The organism is Bradyrhizobium arachidis (assembly GCF_015291705.1).
Lineage (GTDB): Bacteria > Pseudomonadota > Alphaproteobacteria > Rhizobiales > Xanthobacteraceae > Bradyrhizobium > Bradyrhizobium arachidis.
Window position 1 is genome coordinate 9018245 of the sequence record NZ_CP030050.1, and the last position, 26006, is coordinate 9044250.

Annotated in this window: 20 protein-coding genes and 1 tRNA gene; 10 read left to right on the forward strand and 11 right to left on the reverse strand. The window is 65.0% G+C overall.

What is annotated here, in order from left to right:
- Nucleotides 1–8: 8 nt before the first annotated feature.
- Nucleotides 9–482 (reverse strand): L-2-amino-thiazoline-4-carboxylic acid hydrolase, encoded by a 474-nt coding sequence (locus WN72_RS42620; protein ID WP_092215693.1) that lies wholly within the window; start codon nucleotides 480–482, stop codon nucleotides 9–11.
- A gap of 236 nt (nucleotides 483–718) precedes the next feature.
- Here WN72_RS42620 and WN72_RS42625 point away from each other — a divergent pair, with 236 nt between their 5' ends.
- A complete protein-coding gene (locus WN72_RS42625; protein WP_027562923.1) occupies nucleotides 719–1237 on the forward strand; it encodes a Cif family virulence factor in 519 nt (172 codons plus the stop codon).
- Nucleotides 1238–1306: 69 nt separating this feature from the next.
- Here WN72_RS42625 and WN72_RS42630 read toward each other — a convergent pair whose 3' ends face one another.
- The 3 genes from WN72_RS42630 to cpdR form a co-directional block, all read right to left on the reverse strand.
- Nucleotides 1307–1522, reverse strand: coding sequence for a hypervirulence associated TUDOR domain-containing protein (locus WN72_RS42630; RefSeq protein WP_092215691.1), 216 nt, complete (start codon nucleotides 1520–1522; stop codon nucleotides 1307–1309).
- A gap of 127 nt (nucleotides 1523–1649) precedes the next feature.
- Nucleotides 1650–1724: transfer RNA gene (locus WN72_RS42635), tRNA-Val, on the reverse strand.
- 75 nt (nucleotides 1725–1799) lie between these two features.
- The gene (gene cpdR / locus WN72_RS42640; protein WP_007597092.1) at nucleotides 1800–2159 is read right to left on the reverse strand and encodes a cell cycle two-component system response regulator CpdR; all 360 of its coding nucleotides are present in this window, start codon (nucleotides 2157–2159) and stop codon (nucleotides 1800–1802) included.
- A 326-nt stretch (nucleotides 2160–2485) separates the two neighbouring features.
- Here cpdR and WN72_RS42645 point away from each other — a divergent pair, with 326 nt between their 5' ends.
- From WN72_RS42645 to WN72_RS42660, 4 genes are all read left to right on the forward strand, one after another.
- Nucleotides 2486–3376, forward strand: a complete 891-nt coding sequence (locus tag WN72_RS42645; RefSeq protein ID WP_027562921.1) for an N-formylglutamate amidohydrolase — start codon at nucleotides 2486–2488, stop codon at nucleotides 3374–3376.
- Between the two features lie 47 nt (nucleotides 3377–3423).
- Nucleotides 3424–3678: a hypothetical protein gene (locus tag WN72_RS42650; protein ID WP_141263227.1), complete on the forward strand. Its 255-nt coding sequence runs from the start codon at nucleotides 3424–3426 to the stop codon at nucleotides 3676–3678.
- A gap of 224 nt (nucleotides 3679–3902) precedes the next feature.
- Complete coding sequence (gene hisN, locus WN72_RS42655) at nucleotides 3903–4685, forward strand: histidinol-phosphatase (protein ID WP_027562920.1); 783 nt, start codon at nucleotides 3903–3905, stop codon at nucleotides 4683–4685.
- 22 nt (nucleotides 4686–4707) lie between these two features.
- Nucleotides 4708–5673, forward strand: a complete 966-nt coding sequence (locus WN72_RS42660) for a Bug family tripartite tricarboxylate transporter substrate binding protein (protein WP_027562919.1) — start codon at nucleotides 4708–4710, stop codon at nucleotides 5671–5673.
- 257 nt (nucleotides 5674–5930) lie between these two features.
- On the opposite strand, the gene WN72_RS42665 is transcribed toward WN72_RS42660, so the two are convergent.
- Complete coding sequence (locus tag WN72_RS42665; RefSeq protein ID WP_027562918.1) at nucleotides 5931–6821, reverse strand: LysR substrate-binding domain-containing protein; 891 nt, start codon at nucleotides 6819–6821, stop codon at nucleotides 5931–5933.
- A gap of 150 nt (nucleotides 6822–6971) precedes the next feature.
- Between WN72_RS42665 and WN72_RS42670 the strand changes: the two genes are divergently transcribed.
- A complete protein-coding gene (locus WN72_RS42670) occupies nucleotides 6972–7724 on the forward strand; it encodes a sulfite exporter TauE/SafE family protein (RefSeq protein WP_092215687.1) in 753 nt (250 codons plus the stop codon).
- A 142-nt stretch (nucleotides 7725–7866) separates the two neighbouring features.
- Here the strand turns inward: WN72_RS42670 and WN72_RS42675 are convergent, their stop codons facing one another.
- Nucleotides 7867–8499, reverse strand: a complete 633-nt coding sequence (locus WN72_RS42675; RefSeq protein ID WP_092215685.1) for a LysE family translocator — start codon at nucleotides 8497–8499, stop codon at nucleotides 7867–7869.
- Between the two features lie 219 nt (nucleotides 8500–8718).
- Here WN72_RS42675 and WN72_RS42680 point away from each other — a divergent pair, with 219 nt between their 5' ends.
- Nucleotides 8719–10515, forward strand: coding sequence for an adenylate/guanylate cyclase domain-containing protein (locus tag WN72_RS42680; protein WP_167380784.1), 1797 nt, complete (start codon nucleotides 8719–8721; stop codon nucleotides 10513–10515).
- Nucleotides 10516–10708: 193 nt separating this feature from the next.
- Nucleotides 10709–13492 (forward strand): di-heme-cytochrome C peroxidase, encoded by a 2784-nt coding sequence (locus WN72_RS42685; protein WP_092215680.1) that lies wholly within the window; start codon nucleotides 10709–10711, stop codon nucleotides 13490–13492.
- A gap of 42 nt (nucleotides 13493–13534) precedes the next feature.
- Here WN72_RS42685 and WN72_RS42690 read toward each other — a convergent pair whose 3' ends face one another.
- Nucleotides 13535–14542 carry a KpsF/GutQ family sugar-phosphate isomerase gene (locus WN72_RS42690; protein WP_167380783.1) on the reverse strand — a complete coding sequence of 336 codons (1008 nt, stop codon included), beginning with the start codon at nucleotides 14540–14542 and terminating at the stop codon, nucleotides 13535–13537.
- 193 nt (nucleotides 14543–14735) lie between these two features.
- Between WN72_RS42690 and WN72_RS42695 the strand changes: the two genes are divergently transcribed.
- Entirely contained in the window at nucleotides 14736–16505 is a 1770-nt protein-coding gene (locus tag WN72_RS42695; protein WP_092215677.1) for an outer membrane beta-barrel protein, read from the forward strand.
- A gap of 203 nt (nucleotides 16506–16708) precedes the next feature.
- Here WN72_RS42695 and WN72_RS42700 read toward each other — a convergent pair whose 3' ends face one another.
- On the reverse strand, nucleotides 16709–18160 hold the full coding sequence (locus WN72_RS42700; protein WP_092215675.1) for a glutamate synthase subunit beta: 1452 nt from the start codon (nucleotides 18158–18160) through the stop codon (nucleotides 16709–16711).
- Between the two features lie 142 nt (nucleotides 18161–18302).
- Nucleotides 18303–23036: a glutamate synthase large subunit gene (gene gltB, locus WN72_RS42705; protein WP_092215673.1), complete on the reverse strand. Its 4734-nt coding sequence runs from the start codon at nucleotides 23034–23036 to the stop codon at nucleotides 18303–18305.
- 492 nt (nucleotides 23037–23528) lie between these two features.
- Between gltB and WN72_RS42710 the strand changes: the two genes are divergently transcribed.
- Entirely contained in the window at nucleotides 23529–24290 is a 762-nt protein-coding gene (locus WN72_RS42710; protein WP_092215826.1) for a hypothetical protein, read from the forward strand.
- Nucleotides 24291–24529: 239 nt separating this feature from the next.
- Here WN72_RS42710 and WN72_RS42715 read toward each other — a convergent pair whose 3' ends face one another.
- Together WN72_RS42715 and WN72_RS42720 are read right to left on the reverse strand one after the other, a co-directional pair.
- On the reverse strand, nucleotides 24530–25300 hold the full coding sequence (locus WN72_RS42715) for an alpha/beta fold hydrolase (protein ID WP_092215824.1): 771 nt from the start codon (nucleotides 25298–25300) through the stop codon (nucleotides 24530–24532).
- A gap of 148 nt (nucleotides 25301–25448) precedes the next feature.
- Nucleotides 25449–25916 carry an Hsp20 family protein gene (locus WN72_RS42720; RefSeq protein ID WP_027562907.1) on the reverse strand — a complete coding sequence of 156 codons (468 nt, stop codon included), beginning with the start codon at nucleotides 25914–25916 and terminating at the stop codon, nucleotides 25449–25451.
- Nucleotides 25917–26006: the final 90 nt, after the last annotated feature.

Genomic DNA, 26006 nt, shown 5'->3' on the forward strand with positions numbered 1-26006 from the left:
CAGTCCCTTCACTGTGTCTTGCCTCCATCGCGCCGGTAGCGGAAATTGCAATGAGGCGCGCCTTGCATGATCGTCTGGGTGCGCGTGAGCTTGACGTCGGGGCCGAACCCTTCCGCGGTCGCAAAGTCCGCGGTGCAGACCAAGAGGAAGCCGAGCTCGGGCTCACCGAGCGCCTTGTAGAACTCGGCATAGGCGCAGCGCGTCACGTCGAACGCAAAGGCGTCCGGCGTCTGCTCGATCACGTCATAGGCGAGCGCGTCGTCGCGGGCGTAAGTCCTGAACGCCGAAGACACGGCCTTGCCGAGATCGGCTTCGTTCTTCGCCTTCCAGAACTCCTCGCCGAAGCCACGATAGAGATCGCCGAGCGCCTTGCGAACCAGCGCGTTGGCGCTTGCCTCGCCGAGTTCGGCCTGCAGCGCCTTGACCAGCGGCACCAGCACCTGCGCCTGGATCTTTGCTTGCTCGATGACGGACACGCTCATGGGCGGCCTCGTTGTCTGAAGGGAGATCGTACCCCGGATAGAGCCACCGGACGATAGCTCAACTTCGCGTTGGAGGCGAGCTTGCCTGGTGCGTGCCACGACATCCGATGGCCGCGACTAACCCTTCCGTGATCTCGGCGCTGCCGCCGATCGTGCAATTCTGAAAACGCGGCCGCAGCCATCGATGGTATGTCGATCACCATTCAAACGATGCTTGCCAATGACCAGAGGTGAACATGACCCGGCCCGAAACGTCTCCCAGCACCATCAGGCCACGACGATCTTCACGACGCGTTATGGCGGTGACTGCGGCGCTGTTTCTCGCTGCAACGTTCTGGTCGCCCGGAAGCGCGCGCGCCGCCGCAAATGACGCCGAGGCACGAGCCATCTTCGAAAAATTCATCGCGGCGCAGAATGCGCATGATGCGGACGCGGTAAAGGCCATGCTGCTGAATTCGCCCGGAACGCTGTTGTTTGCCAGAGGCATCGAGACGCGCGGCCGCGATGACGTCGCGGCCCGGTTCAAGACCTATTACGAGGGCACCTGGCACCTCGAGCCCGACATGTCGAAATTCCACGTCGCCGTGCTCTCGAACGAGGTCATGCAGATCCTCGTCCCCATCGTTTTCACGCGCGCGCTTCCGGGCAAACCGCCCCAGCAGAATACGTTTCTGATCAGCCAGACCTATGTTCAGGACGCGAACGGCTGGCACGTCGCCTCAATCATGCCGGTCGCGAATACGGAACTGAAATAGTCGGAGATCCCGGAGGGGCATCGTAGCCCGGATGGCGCGGAGCGCGATCCGGCCACGGGCTTGTGCCGCTCAGCTGCGCAGCAGCCGCAACGCCCGGCCCTTGTGCAGGGCGACGTGGTCGGTCTTGTCGCTCTTGATCTCGTATTGCGGATCGTCCGGGCTCGCGTGGTGCGTGTAGCCCTTGTAGTCGACGTCCCCGGTGTGGACGCGCAGGATATGGCCGCGCACCCGGCCGGCCTCGGAATTCCAGCTGACGTGATCGCCGCGCTTGAAGGTTTTGGGCATGGCGGAACAATGCTTGGTGTATGGGCACGTTCCAAGGCGCGCCAGTCCGTCTACGCTCTCCGAGCTACGCCGGACACGCTTCGCCGTGATTTTCCAGGCTGTGCCACGCGAAGCCGAAGGCGAAGCGTGGTGGGCACGACAGGGATCGAACCTGTGACCCCTACCATGTCAAGGTAGTGCTCTCCCGCTGAGCTACGTGCCCTAATAGTCCACTTACGTCGGGTGGGGTCCCTATAACGGCTCAGGGGACCCGGCGCAAGGACGGAACAGGCCCGATTTAGGCCGCCAGCATCTTGTTCACTTCGCTGACCAATTCGCGCAGATGCACAGGCTTGGACAGCACCTTGGCGTTCTTGGGGGCGTCCGAATCCGAGTTCAGGGCGACCGCCGCAAAGCCGGTGATGAACATGATCTTGATGTCGGGATCGAGTTCCGAAGCCCGGCGGGCGAGCTCAATGCCGTCCATTTCCGGCATCACGATGTCGGTCAGCAGCATCTCGAACGGCTCTTCGCGGAGCCGCTGATAGGCGGCCATACCGTTGTCATGGGACGAGACCTGAAAACCGGCATTTTCCAGCGCCTTGACCAGGAAACGGCGCATATCGTTGTCGTCTTCGGCGAGCAGGATCTTTGGCATGGCAGGAAACGTCGAATCCCCAGAGGATATCAGCAGAGCTCACTAAGCCCGACAGAGGGTAAATTTGGGGTGAAAATCTTAACCCGCGCCGGCTCGCGCTGCCCGCTCCTTGTGAACCCGAACGGGCTGCGAATCAATCGAGCCGACGGAGCCGATCCCCACCTCGATGCCCGCACGGTTAAGACAAGTTCCAGCGCCCGTCACATCTTTTCGCTTGGCAGAATGGTTGCGATTCCGGACAATGACGACACATAAGAGCCGGTCGACCGGCCGAATCATTCGATCCGGGGCCCGGATCGTGCGGCGAAGGGACGAAGCCTGAGAAGATGACGCGGTTTGACGGCGAGGTGTCGCCAGCCTTCGAGATCGTGGAGCCCGCCGCATGGCGCGCGCCAATCATCTTCAACTCGCCCCATTCCGGCTCGACCTATCCGGACGAATTCCTCAGCGCCTCGCGGATCGACCTGACGACGCTGCGGCGCTCCGAAGATTCCTTCATGGACGAGCTGATCGGCCATCTGAGCACGCGCGGCTTTCCGACCGTGCGGGTCAACTTTCCCCGCTCCTATGTCGACGTCAATCGCGAGCCCTATGAGCTCGATCCGCGCATGTTCACCGGCCGCCTGCCGAGCTTCGCCAACACCCGTTCGATGCGGGTCGCGGGTGGCCTCGGGACCATTCCGCGCGTGGTCGGCGACGGCCAGGAGATCTACCGCGAACGGATCCTGGTCGACGATGCGCTGGCGCGGATCGAGACGCTCTACAAGCCCTATCACCGCGCGCTGCGTCGGCTGATCAACAAGGTGCATCAGATGTTCGGCACCGTGGTGCTGGTCGATTGCCATTCGATGCCGTCGGTCGGCGTCAGCAGAGACGAGCCGCGCCGGCCCGACGTCGTGATCGGCGACCGCTACGGCACCAGCTGCACGCCGCTCTTGCCTGACCGGGTCGAGGAGACCCTGGGCGGGCTCGGCTATTCGATCGGCCGCAACAAGCCCTATGCCGGCGGCTTCATCACCGAGCATTACGGCAATCCCGCAAGCGGCCTGCACGCCGTGCAGCTCGAGCTCAATCGCGCGATCTACATGGACGAGCGGCGGCGCGAGCGCAGCCCGCGCTTTGCGCAAGTCGCTTCCGACTTCGGCGTGCTTGCCGACGTGCTGGCGACGACGATTCCGTTCGGCGATCTCGGCCCGTTCCAGGCCGCAGCGGAATAGACGACAGCTTTTTCTTTGGACGATCGCGCCGTGCGCGATGGGCGCGAATGCGTTTTCGCTTCGCCGCTTGCGCGCGCCAAAATGAAAACGGAGGCGGCAAGAAAAAAGGGCCGCTTCTAATGAAGAAGCGGCCCAAGTCTAGGGAGGAAACGCCCAAGGAGGGCAGCGGTAACGCAGAGCGCTACCGCACCGCAACAATATGCGGCCGCGCCGCACAAAGTGCAAGGGCTTTTGAGCCATTTCCCATGCAATATGCACATGGCTCAATTGCTTTAAGAGAAACCCAGATTCAGTTTCTTTGATAAGGAATTTCAATGGGTTGATAGTCGTTTGCATACGAACAAGGCATGCTCGGAACTAAGTTTTCAACTCCGTGATCGATATTTGGCCAGGATATGACTGAGCTGAGGCAGCCGCCCGCGGCATTCAAAATACCAGGGGCCAAATCAAGACAGCGCTGCACGCGAGAGGCGATTTGAGCTAGGCAGGTGGAAGCTTCATCCGACTTTCGCTTTGAGGATACGCCGTGACGGTGATCGACTTCTCCGCCTTCATCGGACGGCTCGCCACCGCCTCCGGCGAGACCATCTTGCCGTTCTTCCGCACCTCGCTGTCGATCGACGACAAGAGCAAGACCAAGGATTTCGACCCCGTCACCGAAGCCGACCGCGCCGCCGAGGCGGTGATGCGGCGGCTGATCAAGGCCAGCTTCCCCCAGCACGGCATCGTCGGCGAGGAATTCGGCAATGAGCGCGAGGACGCCGACTATGTCTGGGTGCTCGACCCCATCGACGGCACGAAATCCTTCATCGGCGGCTTTCCGATCTGGGGCACGCTGATCGCGCTGCTGCACAAGGGCACGCCGGTCTACGGCATGATGCACCAGCCCTTCATCGGCGAACGCTTTTCCGGCGACAACGGCTCGGCGAACTACAAGGGCCCCTCCGGCGAGCGCCGGCTCCAGGTCCGCCGCTGCGCCTCGCTGTCGGAGGCGACCACCTACACCACCTCTCCGCTGCTGATGAACGAGCGCGACCGCGCCATTTTCGGCCGCATCGAGCAGGGCGCACGGCTGTCGCGCTATGGCGGCGACTGCTACTCCTATTGCATGCTGGCGGCCGGCCATGTCGACCTCGTGGTCGAGACCGAGCTGAAACCTTACGACATCGCGGCCCTGATCCCGATCGTGACTGGCGCCGGCGGCGTCGTCACCACCTGGGAAGGCAAGCCGGCGCAGGGCGGCGGCCGCATCGTTGCCGCCGGCGACGCAAGAGTTCACGAAGAAGCCTTGAGGCTGCTCAACCAATAACAAACGCGAGCGGGAGGCTTGCATGACCATCTCACGCAGGCTGCTCGTTGGATTATTGCTGCTATTGCCGTCATTGGCATCGGCGCAGAATTTTCCCGCAAAACCGATCAAGCTGATCGTGCCGTTTCCGGCCGGCGGTCCCAATGACATCATCGCCCGTGTGATCGGCCAGCGCATGTCGGAGCTGTCGGGCCAGCCGGTGCTGATCGACAATCGCGGCGGCCAGGGCGGCGTGCTCGGCACCGACGCGGTGTCCAAGGCCGCGCCCGACGGCTACACCATCGCGATCTCCTCGGCCGGCGCGCTCGCGATCAGCCCGAGCATGGAGCGCGTCGCCTACGACACCCAAACCGACCTCACGCCGGTGACGCTGGTTGCGACCGTGCCGGAAATGCTTGTCGTCGCCACCAACGTGCCCGTGAAAGACATCGGCGAGCTGATCGCGCTCGCCAAGGCGCAGCCCGGAAAGCTCAACTTCGCCTCCTCCGGTCCCGGCAGCCTGCCGCATCTTGCCGGTGAACTGTTCAAGCTCACAGCGAAGATCGACATCGTGCATGTGCCCTATCGCGGCGCCGCTCCGGCCGTGAACGATCTCCTGGGCCAGCAGGTGCAGATGACGTTCCTCGATCTCCCCGTCTTGCTGCCGCAGGTCAAGGCCGGCGCGTTGAAGCCGATTGCCGTCGGATCAGTCGAGCGCGCGCCGACCGCGCCCGACGTGCCGACCACCAAGGAAGCGGGCTTTCCCGACCTTCGCATCGAGAACTGGTACGGCATGGTGGCGCCCAAGGGCACGCCGAAGGAGATCGTCACGGCGCTGCATGGCCTCGCGACCAAGGCCATGGCGGATCCCGCAGTGAAGGAGAAGCTCGCCGCGCAAGGCGCGACGCTTGTCGGCGATGAGCCGGAGCATTTTCGCGCCTTCATTGCCGACGAGACGAAGAAGTGGGCGCAGGTGATCAAGGACGCCGGGGTCGAGACGGCGAAGTAGCTTTCTCTTACCCTCCCCTGGAGGGGGAGAGCCGATCTCTCACAACGCGACAGGTGCGTTCCCTCCCCCCTTGCGGGGGAGGGCTAGGGAGGGGTTCACACGGGGACTCCATCGATCGCGCAAAGAAACTTCTTCACGACAGTCACACCTTTTGCTGGGCCACCCCTCTCCCCCGCCCTCCCCCGCAAGGGGGGAGGGAGCGCAGTTGAGCTTGCGGCCACGATGCGAGCTCACGCCAGTTCGCAGCAACAGCCTCCTCACACCGCCTCCGCCCGCAAATGCTCCACCAGCATCTTGGCCGGCCTTGGCAGCGCCTTGAAGCTGCGGGCGCAGATCACGAGCTTGCGGTTGGCCCAGGCATCGCGCAGGCGGACCATGGCGAGCGGCATCAGCTTGGCGCAGCGGCGGGCGGCGGAGATCGGCACCAGGGCCACGCCGACGTCGGCGGCGACCATCTGGCAGATCGCGTCGAAATCGCGCATGCGCGCGCGATAATGCGGGCGCATGCCGAGCCGGGCGGCGTGCTTCGAAATGTGCATCTGGAGCGCGGTGGCGCTGGTGAGCCCGACGAAATCGCACGCGCCCGTCTCCTGGAAGTCGATCTGGCGGCGGCCCGCGAACGGGCCGCGCCGCGACGTCACCAGCGTCAAATGATCCTCGCTGAAGACGAAGCGCTCGATATGATCAGGCAGCGCATGCTCGGCGGCAAAGCCGAGATCGGCGGCGCCCGCGGTGATCGCGGCCGCGATATCGGTGCTTTCGCGCTCCTCGATGTCGACGGCGACATCGCGATGCTCGTGCAGGAATCCGGCCAGCGCCTTCGGCAGATGCTCCGACAGCCCCGAGGTGTTGACGAGAAAATGCACGCTGGCGCGCACGCCGCTGGCAAAGCCGGCGAGATCGCCGCGCATGGCGTCGATCTGGTGGATGACGAGCCGCGCATGGTCAAGCAGGCTCTCGCCGGCTGCGGTCAATTCGACGCCGCGCCGCCCGCGCTTGAGCAGGGCGACGCCAAGCGCATCCTCGAGCCCCTTGATGCGGGCGCTCGCGGAGGCCAGCGCCAGGTGCGACCGCTCGGCGCCGCGGGTGATGCTGCGCTGATCGGCGACCGCGATGAAGAGCTGGAGATCGACGAGATCAAAACGCATGGCAGGTCTCCAACCTTGTTGATTGAGCACGATCTTTCGGAAAACCGCTGCACACTTTTCCGGATCGTGCTCCAGACTTCGTAGCAGACGAAGGCTATCTCCGGAACCTCCAGATTGTGCCGGGATGCAGCTTCGGTCAATGTGTCCGACATGATCGACCCGCTTCTCATCGTCATCGCCGCCGTGTTCCTGATCGCCGGATTCGTCAAGGGCGTGGTCGGGCTCGGCCTGCCGACCGTCTCCATGGGCCTGCTTGCGGTGAGCATGACGCCCAGCCGCGCGATCGCCATCGTGATCGTGCCCGCCATCGTCACCAACATCTGGCAGACTTTTGTCGGCCCTTATTTGCGCGACATCCTGAAGCGGCTATGGCCGCTGATGATCGGCACCGTGGTCGGCTGCTGGCTCAATGCCGGCGCGCTCACCGGCCCCCATGCACGCTACGGCACCGTGGTGCTTGGCGTCCTGTTGGTGATCTACGCGATCATCGGTCTCAGCAAATTCAAGTTCCACGTCGCGCCGCAGAACGAGAAATGGGTCGGCGGCGTGGTCGGCCTCATCACCGGCGTGATCTCGGCCTCGACGGGCGTGCAGGTGATCCCCTCGATGCCGTTCATGCAGGCGATCGGCATGGAGAAGGACGAACTGGTGCAGGCGCTCGGCGTGTTCTTCACCACCGCGACGCTGGCGCTCGCCTTCAATCTCACCGCCGGTGGATTGCTGACACCGGCCAATGCCGTGCCGGGCGCCGTCGCGATGGCGATGGCCTTTGCCGGCATGTTCGTCGGCCAGTCGGTGCGGGCGCGGATGCCGGCAGAAGCGTTCCGCCGCTGGTTTTTGATCGCGATGATTTTGCTGGGGCTTTATCTCGTCGGCGGCGCGCTGCTGAAAGAGTTCGCCTGAGGTCTACGATTTCGGCTCATAGAGATCGTAGGGTGGGCAAAGCGAAGCGTGCCCACCATTCCTGACCGTCCGGATCGCCAAATGGCGGGCACGGCGCTCTGCGCCTTTGCCCACCCTACGCAATGTCATTCGTTCGAACGATCTACCGCGTCTCCAGCATGGCGACGCGGATGCCGAGATAGATGAAGAGGCCGCCGAGCGCGCGGTTGACCCAGGCGATCGCGCCTTCGGAGCTGCGCAAGCGATGCGCGGCCTTGGCGGCGAAAGCGGCCAGCACCAGGCACCACAGCGTTCCCGTCGAGATGAAGATCAGGCCGAGCGTCAGGAAGGCGAGCGGCTTGTGGGCGGAATCGGCTGCGACGAATTGCGGCAGGAAAGCCAGGAAGAACAGCGCGACCTTGGGATTGAGCGCATTGGTGAAGACGCCCTGGAGGAACACAAGTCGCAGCGAGCTCCGCGCCGGCTCGTCGATGGCCGTCGCCAGCACCGGGCGCGCCCACAACATTTGAAGCCCGGTGACGATGAGATAGGCCGCGCCGACCAGCTTCACGAGCGAGAATGCGGTGGACGAGGCCATCAGCAAGGCCGAAAGGCCGATCGCGGCGCCCGCGACATGGAAAAAGCAGCCGCAGCTGATGCCAAGCGCGGCCGCGGCGCCACCCCGCCAGCCCATCTGCATGCTGCGGCCGATCACATAGACCGTATCCGGGCCCGGGGTGATGTTGAGCACTATGCCCGCCAGGATGAAAAGCCAGATCTCGTGAATGCCCAGCATGTGAGGTGCCCGCCCGACCGCCCGCCACAAAGGGTCGGCTTAGTCGGTTCGCCCGCCGGCGTCCACCACCAGGATGCGTCAAATTTACCGCGAATTTGCAATGCGGATCATACTTTCGCTCGGCCGCATCTGCTCTATAAAGGCAGGGTTCTTGAAATGCGGGATTCGAGGCGACTGCCACGCGGTGGCCGGTCCTCGATCCCTTGGAGCTCCGGGGCTATGGAAAGACGTTTGGCTGCCATCGTCTGCGCCGATGTCGCCGGCTATTCGCGCATGATGGGCAGCGACGAGGCCGGCACCCATGCCGCCTTCAAAGCCCATCGCAGCGCGATTCACCCCATTGTCCTCAATCACGGCGGCCGCGTCGTCAAAAACACCGGCGACGGCTTCCTGCTGGAATTCCCCTCGATCGTCGGCGCCACTGAGGCCGCGATCGCGATGCAGACGCTGATGGCGGAGCGCAACCACCATCTGCCGACCGACCGCGCCATGCAATTCCGGCTTGGCATCCACATGGGTGATGTCATCGCCGACGAGGACGAGGTCTTCGGCGACGACGTCAACATCGCCGTTCGCCTCGAAGCGGTGGCGAGCCCCGGCGGCTTCGCGATCTCGGCCAAGGCCTACCGGGAGGCGAGCAAGCATCTCCAGGTGCCGCTGACCGATGCCGGCAACCACCGTTTCAAGAACATCAAGGACGCGGTCGGGGTCTTCACCTGGACGCCCGAGAACGCACCGGCGCTCCTCCCCGAGCTGCGGGAAGCGTCCGTCCTGTCGCAGCAGTACCGCACCGCGATCGTCGGCGTGCTGCCCTTCGCCAATCTCAGCGACGCCCAGGACGAATATTTCTCCGACGGCCTGACCGAGGATCTGATCCACGCGCTGGCGCTGCAATCGTTCTATCGCGTGCTGAGCCGCAACTCGACCTTCGCCTTCAAGGGCAAGAATGTCTCGACCCGCCTGATCGCGCGCGAGATCGACGCCACCTATCTGATCCAGGGCTCGGTGCGGCGCGCCGGCGCAAAAATCCGTGTCACCGCCGAGCTGATCGCCCCCGAGACCGGCGAGCAGCTCTGGACCGGCCGCTACGACCGCGACATCGGCGACCTCTTTGCGATGCAGGACGAGATCACTACCAATCTGTCCGCCGCCATCGCCACCGAGATCGTCCGCGCGGAAGCCTCGGCGCCGGCGCGGCCCTCCACCGACGTGACCGCCTGGGACCGCTTCCTCAAGGGGCTGTCGCATTACTACCGGCAGACCAAGGAGGACCTCGCCACCGCCGTCGACCTGTTCCGGGAGGCCATCAGGCTCGATCCCAAACTGTCGATCGCGCACGCCTATCTCGCCACGATCCAAATCCAGAGCATCCAGTTCGGCTGGGTCAAGGGCACGCGCGAAATGTGGGCCGAGGCGATGAACCTCGCCGAGACCAGCGTCCGGCTCGACCCGCGTTCCTCCTTTGCGTTCTCGATCCTATCCTGGGCGCATGCGATGGAAGGCCATTACGAGGCCGCGATGGACGCCGCCAAGCGCGCGGTCGCACTCAATCCCTACGACATGGGCGCGCGCGGCGTGCTCGGCATCTGCCATTTCGTGATCGGCGAGCACCGCGAGGCGATCGAGCTGTTCTCGATGGCCGCCCAACGCGACAACAGCGACCCGCGCTATCAATGGGCCGCGCTGAACGCCTTCAGCCATTATCTGTTGAGACAATACGACGCGACGCTGTCATGGGCCCGCGAGCAGCTCTACATCAACCCGAACCACATGCAGGCGCTGGCGATCCGCGCGGCGGCGCTGGCACAGTTGCGCCGGGACGATGAGGCGGCGGAGGCCACCGTGGTGCTGATGACCAATTACCCGACCCTGAATGTCGACCGTCACCTGCGCAATTTCCACTGGAAGCGGCCCGAGGACCTTGCCCATTACCGCGAGGGGCTGCTGAATGCGGGCGTGCCGCTCGGCAAGCTGACCCTTGTCCAGAGCGACGTCAAACGCGCCGCCGAATCCTAAAAAGGCAGGCGGCGGCCGTCTGCGATCCCTTGCGGGTTTTCCCCGGCCTCGCGCCTGCCCGTGTTGACGCGACAGTGAATTCGGACACACTTCGCTACACGCTGAAGTAGTATAGTGTGCTGCCGGTTTGTTAGGACTTTTCGCGCTTTATCGGCGCGTTATTTCACGATTCGCTGTTTGTAGGATTTGGGCCATGCACGACCCCGCTTCGAAGCCGCCCTTCGACCCCTCGATCCCAGTCTCGCCAGACAATCCCTGCCCGTTCCTGCGCGGCCTCGTCGGCGAAGGTTTTGTCGACGGCGGGACCGTCCCGCTCAACACGCTGTCGCAGACCATCGCGAATGCGAGCGGCGAGACCGGACTGAAGAAGATCTGGGCCCGCATCCAGGTCCGCGGCGTTGCGACGATCGCCAACGGTTTCAGTCACATCCTCAAGAGCATCTGGTCCGGCCCGCAGCTCGACGCGCTGCGCGGCGGTCCGCTGGACAAGCTGGGCGCCGGCTCGCGCATTCTCGGCGTCGACGGCAAGGTCAACGAGGACGAGATCGCGCGCCTCCAGAGCTTCGGCCGGACCTACACCGATCCGAACACCGGCGTCAGCGAGCCCGGCCTCAACGCCGCGGAAATCAAGACCTTCATGCACGACAATCTCAAGCGCGCCGGCAGCGCTGCGCGCTGGTACTACCCGGTGCTGATGCAGTTCGAATGGCCAGTCCTGCTGAAGATCATGGGCAAGGGCAAGGTCGACGGCAAGAAGGCGGAGCTCTATCTCAGCGTGGCCGACGTGCGCACGCTGTTCAACGAGCGCAAATTCCCCGGCAGGATCACCCAGCGGATCGTGTCACAGCCGCTGCTGTCATCCTGCGCACTCAGGTTTCGCTGGGCTCTCGGAATCGCGGGGCTCTTCCTCGCCGGCGCGCTTCTCGCGCTCGTTGCGGTCGCCGAATTCCCCAACCAGGTCCGCGCCATGCTGCCGCAGAAGGGAATCCTCGCGCAGCTGCTGCCGCCGCCGTTGCCCGCGGTGCCCGACACCAAGGCCGCTTTCTGGCTCGAGCAGAACTGGTCGCTGAAGGACCGGCACTGGTTTCACCATGCGAGCCAGGGCACTGCGACCTTCCCGGTGCCCTATGAGTGGTTCGTGGCGCTGGAGCAGCCGCGCCTGCGTCTGTTCTCGAAGCCGGGCATGATGAAGGACAGCGCCTATCTCGAAAGCTTCGGCTTCATCCCGAGCCCACAGTCGGTCCAGACCGACGAGACGACGTTGCGCCGCTTCGGCTACGCCAATGTCTATGACACGAAACAGGTACCGGGCTGGTCGACGAGATGGACGCCGGCCGAGAACGTCGACGGCCTGCCGGTCGGCTTTGCACGGATGACCGGCGTCGTCGATCCCGCGAGCGGCCGACGCGAGGAGGACAAGATCGGGCTGACCTGCGCCGCCTGCCACACCGGCCAGATCCATTACCAGGGCATCGACGTCCGCTTCGACGGCGGCCCGGCCATGACCGACCTGAAGAAGCTCGAGCTCGCCACCGGCCTGTCGATCGCCTACACGCTCTACGTCCCGTTCCGCTTCGACCGCTTCGCCGATCGCGTGCTCGGCGCCGACGCCGGCAAGACGGATCGCGACGCGCTGAAGCAGAAGCTCAGCGCGATCGGCAAGTTCCTGATCGGCTGGCAGGAGAAATATAACGAGACGATCGAAGGCAAGAAGACCTGGGACGGCAGGCAGCAGAAAGACACCGAGGAAGGGTTCGGCCGCCTCGACGCCCTCAATCGCATCGGCAACCAGGTGTTCTCGCAGGATCTCGCACTGAGCGGGATCAAGGGATTCGAGAAGAACCTGCACGCCCAGGACGCGCCGGTGAGCTATCCCCCGATCTGGACCGTGCCGTGGTTCAAGTTCGCGCAATACGACGCCTCGATCGAGCAGCCGCTGATCCGCAACGCCGGCGAAGCGCTCGGCGTGACGGCGCTGCTCAACCTGTCCGACGCCTATCCCGGCGACAGGATCTGGCGCTCCTCGGTTCACGTCAACACGCTCGGCTGGATCGAGGACATGCTGAGGGGTCCCGATCCCTTCAAGTCGCCCGATCCCGCCACCGGTCCGAAATTCGGCGGCCTGCTGTCGCCGAAATGGCCGTCGCAAATCCTCGGCGATGCCTGGAGGATCGACAGGGACAAGGCCGAGAAGGGCCGCAAGATCTACGCCGAGATGTGCTCCGGATGCCATTTGCCAGCGGTCGACACCCCGGCATTCTGGTCGTCAGGACGCTGGGAGCCGAGCGGCGACAGCAAGGTGCTGAACGCGGTCACGATTCCCCTCAAGGAGATCAACACCGACCCCGAGCAGACGCTCGTGCTCAGCAACAGGATCATCGACGTGCCCGGCTTCCTGAAGGTCAATACGGCCGACCTGCAGACATGGTGGCAATGCGATGTCCCGACCGCGAGCGCCTCGCCCAACGAGATGGTCTATGCGCTCGGCCTGATGACGGTGGTGGATCTCGTCGCCCGCAAATGGATGGACGACGAGAAGCTGTCGGACGCCGAGCGGGCGAAGCTGTGGAATCTCGCGCGCAAGAACTGCCTCAATCCGGTGGGGGGAGCGCGCTACCGCGCGCGTCCGCTGAACGGCATCTGGGCGACGGCGCCCTATCTGCACAACGGTTCGGTGCCTTCGCTGTACTGGCTGCTCAAGCCGCAGAACGAACGCCCGACCAAATTCTGCATGGGCCGCCGCGACTATGATCCCGTGACCGTCGGCTTCGCCGTCACCGCCGACGAGCGCTGCAAGACGGGTGAAACGCAGTTCTCGATGACCGGATCGGACGGCAAGCCGGTCCAGGGCAACAGCGTGCGCGGCCATTCGTTCGAGCTTAAAGACGGCGAGCCGAGACGCGACGGCGTGATCGGCCGCATGTTCAAGGACGACGACGAGCGCTATGAGCTGATCGAGTATCTGAAGACGCTGTGAGCTGATGTGCCCGGGCTTGTCCCGGGCACGACGGCGATAGGACTACGCCACGCCGGCGCGCAGCAGGTCGTGCAGATGCACGATGCCGACCACCTTGTCCGCCTCGGTCACGACCAGCGTCGTGATCTTGCTTGTGTTCAGCACCTCGATCATTTCGGTCGCGAGCATCGAGGGCGGCACGGTCTTGGGCTGCCTGGTCATGATCTCGTCGACGGACGCCGTCAGCAGATCGGGGCGCATGTGGCGGCGCAGATCGCCGTCGGTGATGATGCCCGTGATGCCGCCGGCCTCATCGACGATGCAGACGCAGCCGAGGCCCTTGGCCGACATCTCGACCACCGCATCCGACATCTTGGTGCCGAGCGGCTTGACCGGAATCTCCGCGCCGGTGCGCATGTAGTCGCGGACAAATTTCAGCATCGCGCCCAGCTTGCCGCCGGGATGGAAATGCGCGAACTCGAGTGCGGTGAAGCCGCGGCCTTCGAGCAGCGCGATCGCGATGGCATCGCCGATCGCGACCTGCATCATGGTCGAGGTGGTCGGCGCCAGATTATGCGGGCAGGCCTCGCGCGCCTTCGGCAGCTCGATCACGATATCGGCGGCCTGTCCCAGCGAGGACGAAGCATTCGACGTCACCGCTATCATGGGAATTGCAAAGCGCGCCGAATAATTCACCAGCGTCTTCATCTCCGGCTGCTCGCCGGACCAGGACAACGCCATGATGACGTCGTCCGCGGTGATCATGCCGAGGTCGCCATGGGCGGCTTCCGCGGTGTGGACGAAGAACGCGGGCGTGCCGGTCGAGGCCAGGGTCGCCGCGATCTTGCGCGCCATGTGGCCGGACTTGCCGAGCCCGGTGACGATGACGCGGCCCTTGGCGTTGCGGATCAGATCGACCGCCTTGGCAAACGCCTCGCCCAGCGGGCCGCGCAGCGCGGCGGCGAGCGCGTTGATGCCGCCGCTCTCCGTCTCCAGCGTGCGGAGCGCGGATTCGACGCTCTCAGGGATGGGGCCGGATGATTGGGTCATCAGCGGTTTCGAACTCGGCATGATCTCGTCCAGGAAGAGGTGGGCGTTCGCCCGTTGGCGCCTGCTTAGCACGCCCGGGCTGGTGAGGCGACGCGGCCGCAAATGCCCTCAACCGGTCATTAACCATAATTGTTTTAAGTCCATTAACGATGGGTTCCCGCCAGCCGGCGGAGGCCATCGTGGAAGCATTTGATTTCGTTGGAGTTATTCCATCGTGGGGTCGTCTCCAGGCAGGGGCCGGAGCAAGCGCGCGCAATTGTTGCGTGCGGCTTTGCCGTGTCTCGTCCCGTGCCTTGCGCTGACCGCTCTTGGAAGCGGCCCGGCGGTGGCCCAGAGCCTCACGCCCGACCTGTTCAATCCCAACCGCGGCAGCTTCGCCTCGCCCGACACGCTGCCGACACGCCGTACGGCGGGCGTGCCGCAGGCACCCTCGGACGCGCTGCCGACGCTGCCCGATCCCGGTGCCGATCCGCGCAAGCGCCCGCAGACACCGGCGCCTTCGCGCCTCGGCCAAAACACAGCCGGTCAGGTCCCGACCTACGGCCTGCCCGCCGCCAACGGCGCGAGCGGCTCGGGCTATGACTCGCTCAACCGCAAGCGGCAGCAGCCCAAGCTCTATCCCGGGCAGGCCAAGCCGAAGCGCCCGCTCGGTCCCGGCTCGCCGCCGCCGCCAGTAACGCCGGTGACGACGCTCGGCCCGCCGCGCATCGCGCCACCGCCGTCGGAGACCGCGCACAAGACACCGGTCGCCCCGGCGATGGCCGGCAATGTGCCAGGCCAGCCGCTGCGCCGCCGCCTCAAGGCCGATGACGATGCGTTCGGCGCGGTCGGTGACTATGCCGGCAGCTTCCTGATCAGGGGCGGGCTCGAGCTCTCCGCCGGCTACGACACCAACCCGGCGCGCCTGAACAAGCCGGTCGGCTCGCCGGTCTATGTCGTCGCGCCCGACCTCCTCGTGCAATCCGACTGGGAACGCCACGCGCTGGTCGCGGACCTGCGCGGCTCGTTCTCCGGCTACACCAACAACATGCCGGCGACGATCGACGGCTTTGCCTCGCCCTCGCCGGTCGAGATCGACCGGCCTGATTTCACCGGCCATGTCGACGGCCGCCTCGACGTCGACCGCGATCTCAAGCTGACCTCGCAGCTGCGTCTGCGGCTCGCCACCGACAATCCCGGCAGCCCGAACGTGCAGGCCGGCCTGCAGAAATATCCGGTTTACGCCACCTACGGCACGACGCTCGGTTTCGACCAGACCTTCAACCGTTTCCAGGTCGCCGCCGGCGCCACCGTCGACCGCACCGCCTACACGGATTCAAAGCTCACCGACGGCTCGACCTTCAGCAACAACGACCGCGACTTCAACCAGTATGGCGGCGTCGGCCGCTTCTCCTACGAGCTGAAGCCGGGCCTCAAGCCCTTCGTCGAGATCGAGGGCGACACCCGCGTCCACGACCAGGCCGCCGACCGCAACGGCTACTTCCGCGATTCAAACGGCGGCTATGCCAAGGTCGGCTCGTCCTTCGAGTTCTCGCGCATCCTCATCGGCGAGGTCTCGGTCGGTTATTCCGCACGCAACTATACCGACCCGCGCCTCAGCCAGCTCTCCGGCTTCCTCACCGCGGGCTCACTGATCTGGAATGCGAGCGGCCTCACCACCGTGAAACTTGCCACCGACACGCAGATCGCCGAGACCACCGTCCCCGGCTCGTCCGGCGTGCTGGTGCACACCTACGGTGTCGAAGTCGATCACGACTTCCGCCGCTGGCTCACGGCGGTCGGCAAGTTCACCTACGGCACCTACGATTACCAGAACCAGGGTCGCAACGACAAAACCTTCTCGCTCGAAGGCAATCTGATCTACAAGCTCAACCGCAACGTCTGGATCAAGAGCACGCTGCGGCACGACATCCTGGATTCGAACCAGGCGGGATCGAGCTCGCAGGGGACGGTGGTGATGCTGGGGGTGAGGCTGCAGAATTGAGGCGGCGGCGCGTGGCGTTGGGGCGAATGCTGCTTGGTTTGCTCCGCTCTCGCCACCCACTCCGTGGTCATGCCCCGGCTTGACCGGGGCATCCAGTACGCCGCGGCTATCGTTTCAATGATAGCTGTCTCTGGAATACTGGATCGCCCGGTCAAGCCGGGCGATGACACCGTCTATTGAACTGTCGGCGGGGCTCGCCGCGCCTACCGCGGCAGATCCGTCTTCCCCATCAGGAACGTGTCGATCGACCGGGCGCACAGCCGGCCTTCGCGGATCGCCCACACCACCAGCGACTGGCCGCGGCGCATGTCGCCGGCGGTGAACACGTTCGGGCGCGAGGTCTGGTAGTCGAGCGTGTTGGCCTTGACGTTGCCGCGCGGGTCGAGGTCGACCGCGAGCTGCTTGAGCAGGCCCTCGTGCACGGGGTGGACGAAGCCCATGGCGAGCAGGACGAGCTCGGCGTCGAGCTCGAACTCGGAGCCGGCAATCGGCTTGAACTTGTCGTCGACGCGGACGCAGTGCAGCTTCTTGACCTTGCCGTTCTCGCCCGTGAACTTCTGCGTCAGCACGGCGAACTCGCGGATGGCGCCTTCGGCCTGGCTCGACGAGGTGCGCATCTTCAGCGGCCAGTTCGGCCAGGTCAGGCCCTTGTTCTCGCGCTCGGGCGGGGCGGGCATGATCTCGAGCTGGGTCACCGACAGCGCGCCCTGGCGCATCGAGGTGCCGATGCAATCCGAGCCGGTGTCGCCGCCGCCGATGACGACGACATGCTTGCCTCCGGCGAGGATGTCGGCGGCGCCGCCCAGCGGCTCGCTGGAGACACGGCGGTTCTGCTGCGGCAGGAAATCCATGGCGTAGTGGATGCCGTCGAGCTCGCGGCCGGGGATCGGCAGATCGCGCGGGGCTTCCGCACCGCCGGTGAGCGCAATCGCGTCATATTCGTTCAGCATCTCGCGCGGATCGACATTGCCGTCAGCGCCGACATGGCTGTTGTAGTGGAAGGTGACGCCTTCGCCTTCCATCTGCTTGACGCGGCGGTCGATGACGCCCTTCTCCATCTTGAAGTCGGGGATGCCGTAACGCAGCAGGCCGCCGGCCTTGGCGTACTTCTCGAACAGGTGCACGTCGTGGCCGGCGCGCGCGAGCTGTTGGGCGCAGGCCATGCCGGCCGGACCCGAGCCGATCACGGCGACCTTCTTGCCGGTCTTCTCGGCGGCGACCTCGGGCTTCAGCCAGCCATTATCCCAGGCGCGGTCGACGATCGCGCATTCGATGGTCTTGATGGTGACCGGGTTGTCGTCGATGTTGAGCGTGCAGGACGCTTCGCACGGCGCAGGACAGATGCGGCCGGTGAATTCGGGGAAATTGTTGGTCGAGTGCAGGTTGCGCGAGGCTTCTTCCCAATTGCCCTGATAGACGAGGTCGTTCCAGTCGGGGATCTGGTTATTGACCGGGCAGCCGGGCGTGCCGGGCGCGACCGAGCCGGTGCCGTGGCAATAGGGAATGCCGCAATTCATGCAGCGCGCGGCCTGGTCGCGCACTTCCTTCTCGCTCAAGGGAACGACGAACTCGTTGTAATGCTTCACGCGCTCGGTGACCGGAGTGTACTTGCGGTCATGCCGTTCGATTTCGAGAAAACCCGTGATCTTGCCCATTAAACCCGAAGTCCCTGCCGCTTAGTTTTCTTTCCCGTCGTTCCGGGATGCGCGCGCCGCGCGCAGACCCGGAACCTGGAGGTTATCTTTGCGAGATTCCGGGTTCGCGCTTTGCGCGCCCCGGAATGACGCGAGGTGAGAATTACGCCCCGATCGCGATCTTCGGCTCGGCGTCCGCGTTGGCGGCCATCTCGCGCAGTGCGCGCCGGTACTCGACCGGCATCACCTTGCGGAATTTGGGCAGCCAGTCCTTCCAATTGGCAAGGATCTCGGCGGCGCGCCTGGAGCCGGTCGCTTTTGCATGGCGCGTGATCAGGACGTGCAGACGCTCGACGTCGGAATCGAGCAGGTTCTGGAACACGTCGACCCGGCCGTGCGCTTCGAGGTCACCGGCGTGATTGTAGGTGCCGGCGTTGATCAGCTCTTCCGACAAGACCGGCTCGAGCTCGACCATGCTGAGGTTGCACAGCTTGTCGAAGTCGCCGGTCTCGTCCAGCACATAGGCAATGCCGCCCGACATGCCGGCCGCGAAATTGCGCCCGGTCTTGCCGAGCACGACCACGATGCCGCCGGTCATGTATTCGCAGCAATGATCGCCCGCGCCCTCGACCACGGCGACCGCGCCCGAGTTGCGCACGGCGAAGCGCTCGCCGGCGATGCCGCGGAAGTAGCACTCGCCCTCGATCGCGCCATACATCACGGTGTTGCCGACGATGATGCTCTCTTCCGGCACGATACCGCCGTTCCGCGGCGGCTTGACAATGATCTTGCCGCCGGAGAGGCCCTTGCCGACATAGTCGTTGGCTTCGCCCTCGAGCTCGAAGGTGACGCCGTGCGCGAGCCAGGCGCCGAAGGCCTGGCCGGCGGTGCCCTTGAGGCCGACATGGATGGTGTCGTGCGGAAGGCCGGCATGGCCGTAGATCTTGGCGACCGCGCCCGACAGCATCGCGCCGGCGGAGCGGTTGGTGCTGTTGATCGTGGCCTCGATCTTCACCGGCGCGCCGCGGTCGAGCGCAGGCGTCGCCTTCTCGATCAGCGCGCGGTCGAGCACCGCTTCCAGATGATGGTTCTGGCGCTCGGAGTGATAGATCTTCTGGCCCTTCTCTTCCTTCTGCTTGACGAACAGCTTCGAGAAGTCGAGGCCCTTGGCCTTCCAGTGCGCGACCAGCCTGGTCTGGTCGAGCAGCTGAACCTGGCCGATCATCTCGTTGAAGGTGCGGAAGCCGAGCGAAGCCATGATCTCGCGGACTTCCTCGGCGACGAAGAAGAAGTAGTTGATCACGTGCTCGGGCTGGCCGGTGAAGCGCTTGCGCAGGACGGGGTCCTGGGTGGCGACGCCGACCGGGCAGGTGTTGAGATGGCACTTGCGCATCATGATACAGCCGGCCGCGATCAAGGGCGCAGTGGCGAAGCCGAACTCGTCGGCCCCGAGCAGCGCGCCGATCACGACGTCACGCCCGGTGCGGAAGCCGCCGTCGACCTGGACCACGATGCGGCTGCGCAGCCGCTCGCGCACCAGGGTCTGGTGGGTTTCGGCAAGGCCGATCTCCCAGGGCGAGCCGGCGTGCTTGATCGAGGTCAGCGGTGAAGCGCCAGTGCCGCCCTCGAAGCCCGCGATGGTGACATGGTCGGCGCGCGCCTTGGCAACGCCCGCGGCGACCGTGCCGACGCCGATCTCGGAGACCAGCTTGACCGAGACGTCGCCCGTCGGGTTGACGTTCTTGAGGTCGTAGATGAGCTGCGCGAGGTCCTCGATCGAGTAGATGTCGTGATGCGGCGGCGGCGAGATCAGGCCGACGCCCGGGGTCGAGTGCCGCACCTTGGCGATGGTCGCGTCGACCTTGTGGCCGGGCAGCTGGCCGCCCTCGCCGGGCTTGGCACCCTGCGCCATCTTGATCTGCATCATGTCGGAGTTGACGAGATACTCCGTGGTGACGCCGAAACGGCCCGAGGCGACCTGCTTGATCGCCGAGCGCATGGAATCGCCGTTCGGCATCGGCTTGAAGCGGTCGGCTTCCTCGCCGCCTTCACCGGTGTTCGACTTGCCGCCGATCCGGTTCATGGCGATCGCGAGCGTGGTGTGGGCCTCGCGCGAGATCGAGCCGAAGCTCATCGCACCGGTGGCGAAGCGCTTGACGATGTCCTTGGCCGGCTCGACCTGGTCGAGCGGGACGGGCTTGCGCTTCTCTTCGTCCGCATTCTTGATCCGGAACAGGCCGCGCAGCGTCAGCAGGCGCTCCGACTGCTCGTTCAGTATCTTGGCGAAGGCGCGATAGCGCTCCTGCGAATTGCCGCGCGCGGCGTGCTGCAGCAGCGACACCGATTCGGCGGTCCAGGCATGGTCCTCACCGCGGCTGCGATAGGCATATTCGCCGCCGACATCGAGCGAGGTCTTGTAGACCTGCGCCTCGCCGAACGCGTCGGCATGGCGGCGCACGGCCTCCTCGGCGATCTCGGCAAGGCCAACGCCTTCGACACGGGTGTGCGTGCCCGCGAAGAACTTCGACACGAAGTCCGCCTTGAGGCCGACCGCGTCAAAAATCTGCGCGCCGCAATAGGACTGGTAGGTCGAGATGCCCATCTTGGACATCACCTTGAGCAGGCCCTTGCCGATCGACTTGATGTAGCGCTTGACGATCTCGTAGTCGTCGAGCGAGCCGGGCAGGCGATCCTTCATCGCGATGATGGTCTCGAACGCGAGGTAAGGATTGATCGCTTCGGCGCCGTAGCCGGCAAGGCACGCGAAGTGATGCACTTCGCGCGGCTCGCCGGATTCGACGACGAGACCGACCGAGGTGCGCAGTCCGACGCGAATCAGATGATGATGCACGGCGGCGCAGGCCAGCAGTGCCGGGATCGGCACGCGGTCGGTGCCGACCATGCGGTCGGACAGGATGATGATGTTGACGCCCTCGCGCACCGCGCTCTCGGCCCGCGCGCAGAGCTCATCGAGCACCTGGTCCATGCCGGCGGCGCCGAGACCGGCGTGGAACGTGGTGTCCAGCGTGCGCGACTTGAAGTGCGATTCGGCGACGTCGGAGATCGAGCGGATCTTTTCGAGATCCGCGTCGGTCAGGATCGGCTGGCGCACTTCGAGGCGCTTGGTCGTGGCCATGCCCTGCAGGTCGAACAGGTTCGGCCGCGGCCCGATGATCGAGACGAGGCTCATCACCAGCTCCTCGCGGATCGGGTCGATCGGCGGGTTGGTGACCTGCGCGAAGTTCTGCTTGAAGTAGGTGAACAGCGGCTTGGCCTTGTCCGACAGCGCCGAGATCGGCGTGTCGTTGCCCATCGAGCCGGCTGCCTCCTCGCCCGTGGCCGCCATCGGCGTCATCAGGATGGTGATGTCTTCCTGGCTGTAGCCGAACGCCTGCTGGCGATCGAGCAGCGACAGGTTCGAGCGCACGCCGGTGGTCGGGACCTTCGGCAGCTCCTCCAGCACGATCTGGGTCCGCTCCAACCACTCCTTGTAGGGATGGCTCTTGGCGAGCTCGGCCTTGATCTCGTCGTCGGGGATGAGACGGCCCTGCTCGAGATCGACCAGCAGCATCTTGCCGGGCTGCAGGCGCCACTTGGTGATGATCTGATCCTCGGGGATCGTCAGCACGCCCATCTCGGACGCCATCACGATGCGGTCGTCCTTGGTCACGAGATAGCGCGCCGGCCGCAGGCCGTTGCGGTCGAGCGTGGCGCCGATCTGGCGGCCGTCGGTGAAGGCGATCGCGGCGGGGCCGTCCCACGGCTCCATCAGCGCGGCATGATATTCGTAGAAGGCGCGGCGCTTCTCATCCATCAGGGGATTGCCGGCCCACGCCTCCGGAATCATCATCATGACGGCGTGCGGCAGCGAGTAGCCGCCCTGCACCAGGAATTCGAGCGCGTTGTCGAAGCAGGCCGTGTCGGACTGGCCTTCATAAGAGATGGGCCAGAGGCGGTTGATGTCCTTGCCGTAGAGCTCGGAGCTCACCGAGGCCTGGCGCGCCGCCATCCAGTTGGTGTTGCCGCGCAGCGTGTTGATCTCGCCGTTATGCGCGATCATGCGGTACGGGTGCGCCAGCGACCAGGCCGGGAAGGTGTTGGTCGAGAAGCGCTGGTGAACGAGCGCGAGCGCGCTCTCGAAGTCCTTCTCGTGCAAATCGGGATAGTACTTGCCGAGCTGGTCGGCGAGGAACATGCCCTTGTAGATCACGGTGCGGCAGGACATCGAGCAGGGATAGTAGCCGGCAAGGCCGCGGTCGCGGCGCTGGTAGATCGCCTGCGAGATCGACTTGCGCAGGATGTAGAGCCGGCGCTCGAAATCGTCCTCGGTCTTGGCAACGCCGTTGCGGCCGATGAACACCTGCATGCACGCGGGCTCGGTCGGCTTCACGGTGACGCCGAGCGAGGAATTGTCGGTCGGCACGTCGCGCCAGCCGAGCAGGGTCAGCCCCTCTTCCTTGATCTGGTCGGCGATGATGCTCTTGATGACGTTGCGCCAGGCGGTGTCGCGCGGCATGAACAGCGCGCCGATGGCGTATTCGCCCGGAGCCGGCAACGCGAAGCCGAGCTCCTTGGCCTTGCGGCTGAAGAAGGCGTGCGGGATCTGCACCAGAATGCCGGCGCCGTCACCAGCGCGCGGGTCGGCGCCGACAGCGCCGCGATGCTCGAGATTGCAGAGGATGCTCAGCGCGTCCGAGACGATCTCGTGGGACTTCTTGCCCTTGATGTTGGCGATGAAGCCGACGCCGCAGCTGTCCTTCTCCAGGCTCGGATCGTAGAGGCCTTCAGCGGCCGGACGGGAATTGTGCTCCTGAATCGGATCGGCCGGTTTCGAGGCGACCGTCGCCGACAGCTGTTCTGCCACGATGTTTGCGCGCTCGAATTGCGACCCGTTCATTGTTCCTGTCCTCTCCGTGCGGCAAGCTGTCTCACCGCCATCTTCGGCGCACCTTGGGCGTTCCGCGGCACCCGCCTCTGGGTCACCGCTCGTCCGCTTGCGAGCCGCATTTTCTTAAATTCAGGCCTAGGCGTTCTACGTCCCCGAGAACGGCTTTGCCTGGTACCTTCCTGGCGCTCGAAAGTGCCAGCTTTCGCTGCAATCCCTGTGCCGGAACCGCGAGCAAAATTGAGACAGTCTTCCTGTCCTAACCATCACCTTGCCAAATTTTTGTCTAGCACACAAGCGCGTGGAAGTCCCGATTCCCGATAAGTCAATCAATCGCTTTCCGAAAGTTGCGCAGCCCCCGTTTTGAAGCAAACGCGCCCTGATCCGGCCCAAGCCGCGCCGAAATCGCAAATGAAGCTTCGGATCGGCCCTTCGGAAGGCGCGTCACGCCGCAAGAAGCGAAAGAGCACGAGCATCCGGGGCCCTGACAGGAGCGTGTCGACCATGAAGTTTTTCACAGGATGTGTGGCCGCCGCCGCGCTGGCGATGGCTGCGACCGGGGTGCAAGCGCAGGTTCCGGCGAACGGAAGCGGCGGCGGAGCCATGATCGCCGTGTCGGATTTCGACGGGCCCTATGCCCCGCCGGACGCGCCGCCACCGCCGCCGCGTTACGGCTATGGCTATGGCTATGAGGAGCGCGGGCCTGCCCCGGTGCTGCTGCCGCCCACCGAGGTTTACGCCGTGCTGCGCGAGAACGGCTTCTCGCCGCTCGGCATCCCGCGCCTGCGCGGCAGCGTCTACACCATCGCGGTGATCGACCGCCATGGCGATGACGGCCGGCTCGTGATCGACGCCCGGGACGGCCGGATCATCCGCTTCATGCCGGCCGCCGATGCCTATGGCATGGCGCCTTCGTATGAAGAGCCCGCGGTTGCACCTTACCGCCCGCAAAGCGCACTGCCGCCGCCGACCATGGTCCGTGGCGGACCGCCGCGTCCGCCCGCCCCGATCCCGCATGTCGCCAGCCGCACCGTGCCGCTGCCCAAGGCCGCGCCACAGCGCGCCGAGGCGCCGGCCGCGGCAGTGAAGCACGCCGAGCCGGTGGCGCCGCAGGCTCAGGCTCCGCAGCAGCAGCAGACGGCGGCCGCGCAGCCAAAACCCGCCGAGACGGCGCCGCAAGCCGCAGTTCCGACCGTCGGGCAAGCCAAGCCTGCTCCGACCATCCTACCGACGCAGGACATGCCGGCCGCGCAGGGGCTGGATTAGCGCTGCGCGTTAGATGCGATGGGATGACCACACAAACGGTGTCGTCCCTGCGAACGCAGGGACCCATACCGCGTGATTGATCGGTGGGGATGAGGAGCGAGTCCCGAACTCCGAATCATCGCCAAACTGCTCCCTGGGGTTATGGGTCCCTGCGTTCGCAGGGACGACGGCGGGAAGATAGTGGAGCAAGACAAAAGGCGCCTGAGATTGCAGGCGCCTTTTGCACTCACGCAACCACCTCAGCTCCGCGGATACCCCGCGGCTTCCCGGATCAGATTCGCGACCTCATTCGGATGCGACACCAGCGAGAGGTGGCCGGCATCGAGCTCGACGGTGGTGGCGTTCATGCGCTTGGCGAGGAAGCGTTCGAGATCGGGATTGATGGTGTAGTCGTTCTTCGACACTGCGTACCAGCTCGGCCTGGAGCGCCACGCGGCTTCCGTGGTGCGGCCGGCGAAGATCGAGGCGGCCGTCGGCCATTGCACGGCGTAGAGCTCCCTCGCCTGCTCCGGCTTCACGCCGTTGGCGAAGTACTTCAGGAATGACTCTTCGGACAGCTTGGTGTAGCCGTCGCGCTCGACGATACCGGCGCGCACCGGGCCGGTCGGAAACTGCTTCGAGAGCGCGACGAAATCCTCGTTCGCATCAGGCGCGCGTGCCGCGACATAGACGAGGCCGGTGACCTTCGGATCAGTGCCGACCTGGCTGATCACGGTGCCGCCCCAGGAATGCGCGACCAGCACGGTCGGCCCGTCCTGCTCGGCCAGCGCGCGCTTGGTTGCCTCGACGGAGTCCGCAAGCGACGACAGCGGGTTCTGCACGGCGGTGACATGGAGGCCGGCGGCCTGGAGGATCGGGATCACTTCCGACCAGCTCGAGCCGTCAGCCCAGGCGCCGTGCACCAGCACGACGTTCTTGGCCTTCACGGTTTGCGGTGTCTGCGCGTGAGCGAGGCTGAGCGGAGCCGCCAAAAGGCTCGCGGCGACGAAAAGGCTGCGCCAAAGTGACATGATCATCTTCCGTCTTGTTCGGGTGCGATGCCCAAAGGACGGAGCGTGAGGCCGCGGCGTTACGGTCCTCACCGTTCTGTGATGCGATGCAAAATGAAAAAACGCCCCGGGGCACCGGGGCGTTTTCGCAACCTGGAGGTCGCTTGTCTCAGGCGGCTTGCGCGGCCGAGTTCTCGATCACCTGCGCCTTTGGCGCGGCGGCGTTGATCGCGATCTGGCGCGGCTTCTTGGCTTCGGGAATCTCGCGCACGAGATCGACATGAAGCAGCCCGTTCTCGAGCGAGGCATCCTTCACCTGCACGAAGTCGGCAAGCTGGAAGGCGCGCTCGAAGGCACGCGCCGCGATGCCGCGATAGAGCACCTCGGACTTGCTGTTCTCGTTGGCGACTTTCTCGCCCTTGATCGTCAGCGTGTTTTCCTTCGCGACGATGGAGAGCTCGTCCTTGGAGAAGCCGGAGACCGCAACGGTGATGCGGTAGGCATTCTCGCCGGTACGCTCGATGTTATAGGGGGGATAACCGGGGCTGCCGTCCGAACCGGCCTGGTCGAGCAGGTTGAAGAGGCGGTCGAAGCCGACGGTGGAACGATAAAACGGGGTGAGGTCATAGGTACGCATGGTTCAAGTCCTCCATTGAGCGACTGTTCAGGTTACCCGCCCGCCAATCGGGCCGGGCTTTAGTCTGTGTGCAGCCTGATGTTCCGGTTC

Excerpts from the sequence above, each read along its gene's own strand:
- WN72_RS42620 (WP_092215693.1), bottom strand. The coding sequence starts at position 482 with ATGAGCGTGTCCGTCATCGAGCAAGCAAAGATCCAGGCGCAGGTGCTG.
- WN72_RS42625 (WP_027562923.1), top strand. The coding sequence starts at position 719 with ATGACCCGGCCCGAAACGTCTCCCAGCACCATCAGGCCACGACGATCT.
- WN72_RS42630 (WP_092215691.1), bottom strand. The coding sequence starts at position 1,522 with ATGCCCAAAACCTTCAAGCGCGGCGATCACGTCAGCTGGAATTCCGAG.
- cpdR (WP_007597092.1), bottom strand. The coding sequence starts at position 2,159 with ATGCCAAAGATCCTGCTCGCCGAAGACGACAACGATATGCGCCGTTTC.
- WN72_RS42645 (WP_027562921.1), top strand. The coding sequence starts at position 2,486 with ATGACGCGGTTTGACGGCGAGGTGTCGCCAGCCTTCGAGATCGTGGAG.
- WN72_RS42650 (WP_141263227.1), top strand. The coding sequence starts at position 3,424 with ATGCGTTTTCGCTTCGCCGCTTGCGCGCGCCAAAATGAAAACGGAGGC.
- WN72_RS42660 (WP_027562919.1), top strand. The coding sequence starts at position 4,708 with ATGACCATCTCACGCAGGCTGCTCGTTGGATTATTGCTGCTATTGCCG.
- WN72_RS42665 (WP_027562918.1), bottom strand. The coding sequence starts at position 6,821 with ATGCGTTTTGATCTCGTCGATCTCCAGCTCTTCATCGCGGTCGCCGAT.
- WN72_RS42670 (WP_092215687.1), top strand. The coding sequence starts at position 6,972 with ATGATCGACCCGCTTCTCATCGTCATCGCCGCCGTGTTCCTGATCGCC.
- WN72_RS42675 (WP_092215685.1), bottom strand. The coding sequence starts at position 8,499 with ATGCTGGGCATTCACGAGATCTGGCTTTTCATCCTGGCGGGCATAGTG.
- WN72_RS42680 (WP_167380784.1), top strand. The coding sequence starts at position 8,719 with ATGGAAAGACGTTTGGCTGCCATCGTCTGCGCCGATGTCGCCGGCTAT.
- WN72_RS42685 (WP_092215680.1), top strand. The coding sequence starts at position 10,709 with ATGCACGACCCCGCTTCGAAGCCGCCCTTCGACCCCTCGATCCCAGTC.
- WN72_RS42690 (WP_167380783.1), bottom strand. The coding sequence starts at position 14,542 with ATGCCGAGTTCGAAACCGCTGATGACCCAATCATCCGGCCCCATCCCT.
- WN72_RS42700 (WP_092215675.1), bottom strand. The coding sequence starts at position 18,160 with ATGGGCAAGATCACGGGTTTTCTCGAAATCGAACGGCATGACCGCAAG.
- gltB (WP_092215673.1), bottom strand. The coding sequence starts at position 23,036 with ATGAACGGGTCGCAATTCGAGCGCGCAAACATCGTGGCAGAACAGCTG.
- WN72_RS42710 (WP_092215826.1), top strand. The coding sequence starts at position 23,529 with ATGAAGTTTTTCACAGGATGTGTGGCCGCCGCCGCGCTGGCGATGGCT.
- WN72_RS42715 (WP_092215824.1), bottom strand. The coding sequence starts at position 25,300 with ATGTCACTTTGGCGCAGCCTTTTCGTCGCCGCGAGCCTTTTGGCGGCT.
- WN72_RS42720 (WP_027562907.1), bottom strand. The coding sequence starts at position 25,916 with ATGCGTACCTATGACCTCACCCCGTTTTATCGTTCCACCGTCGGCTTC.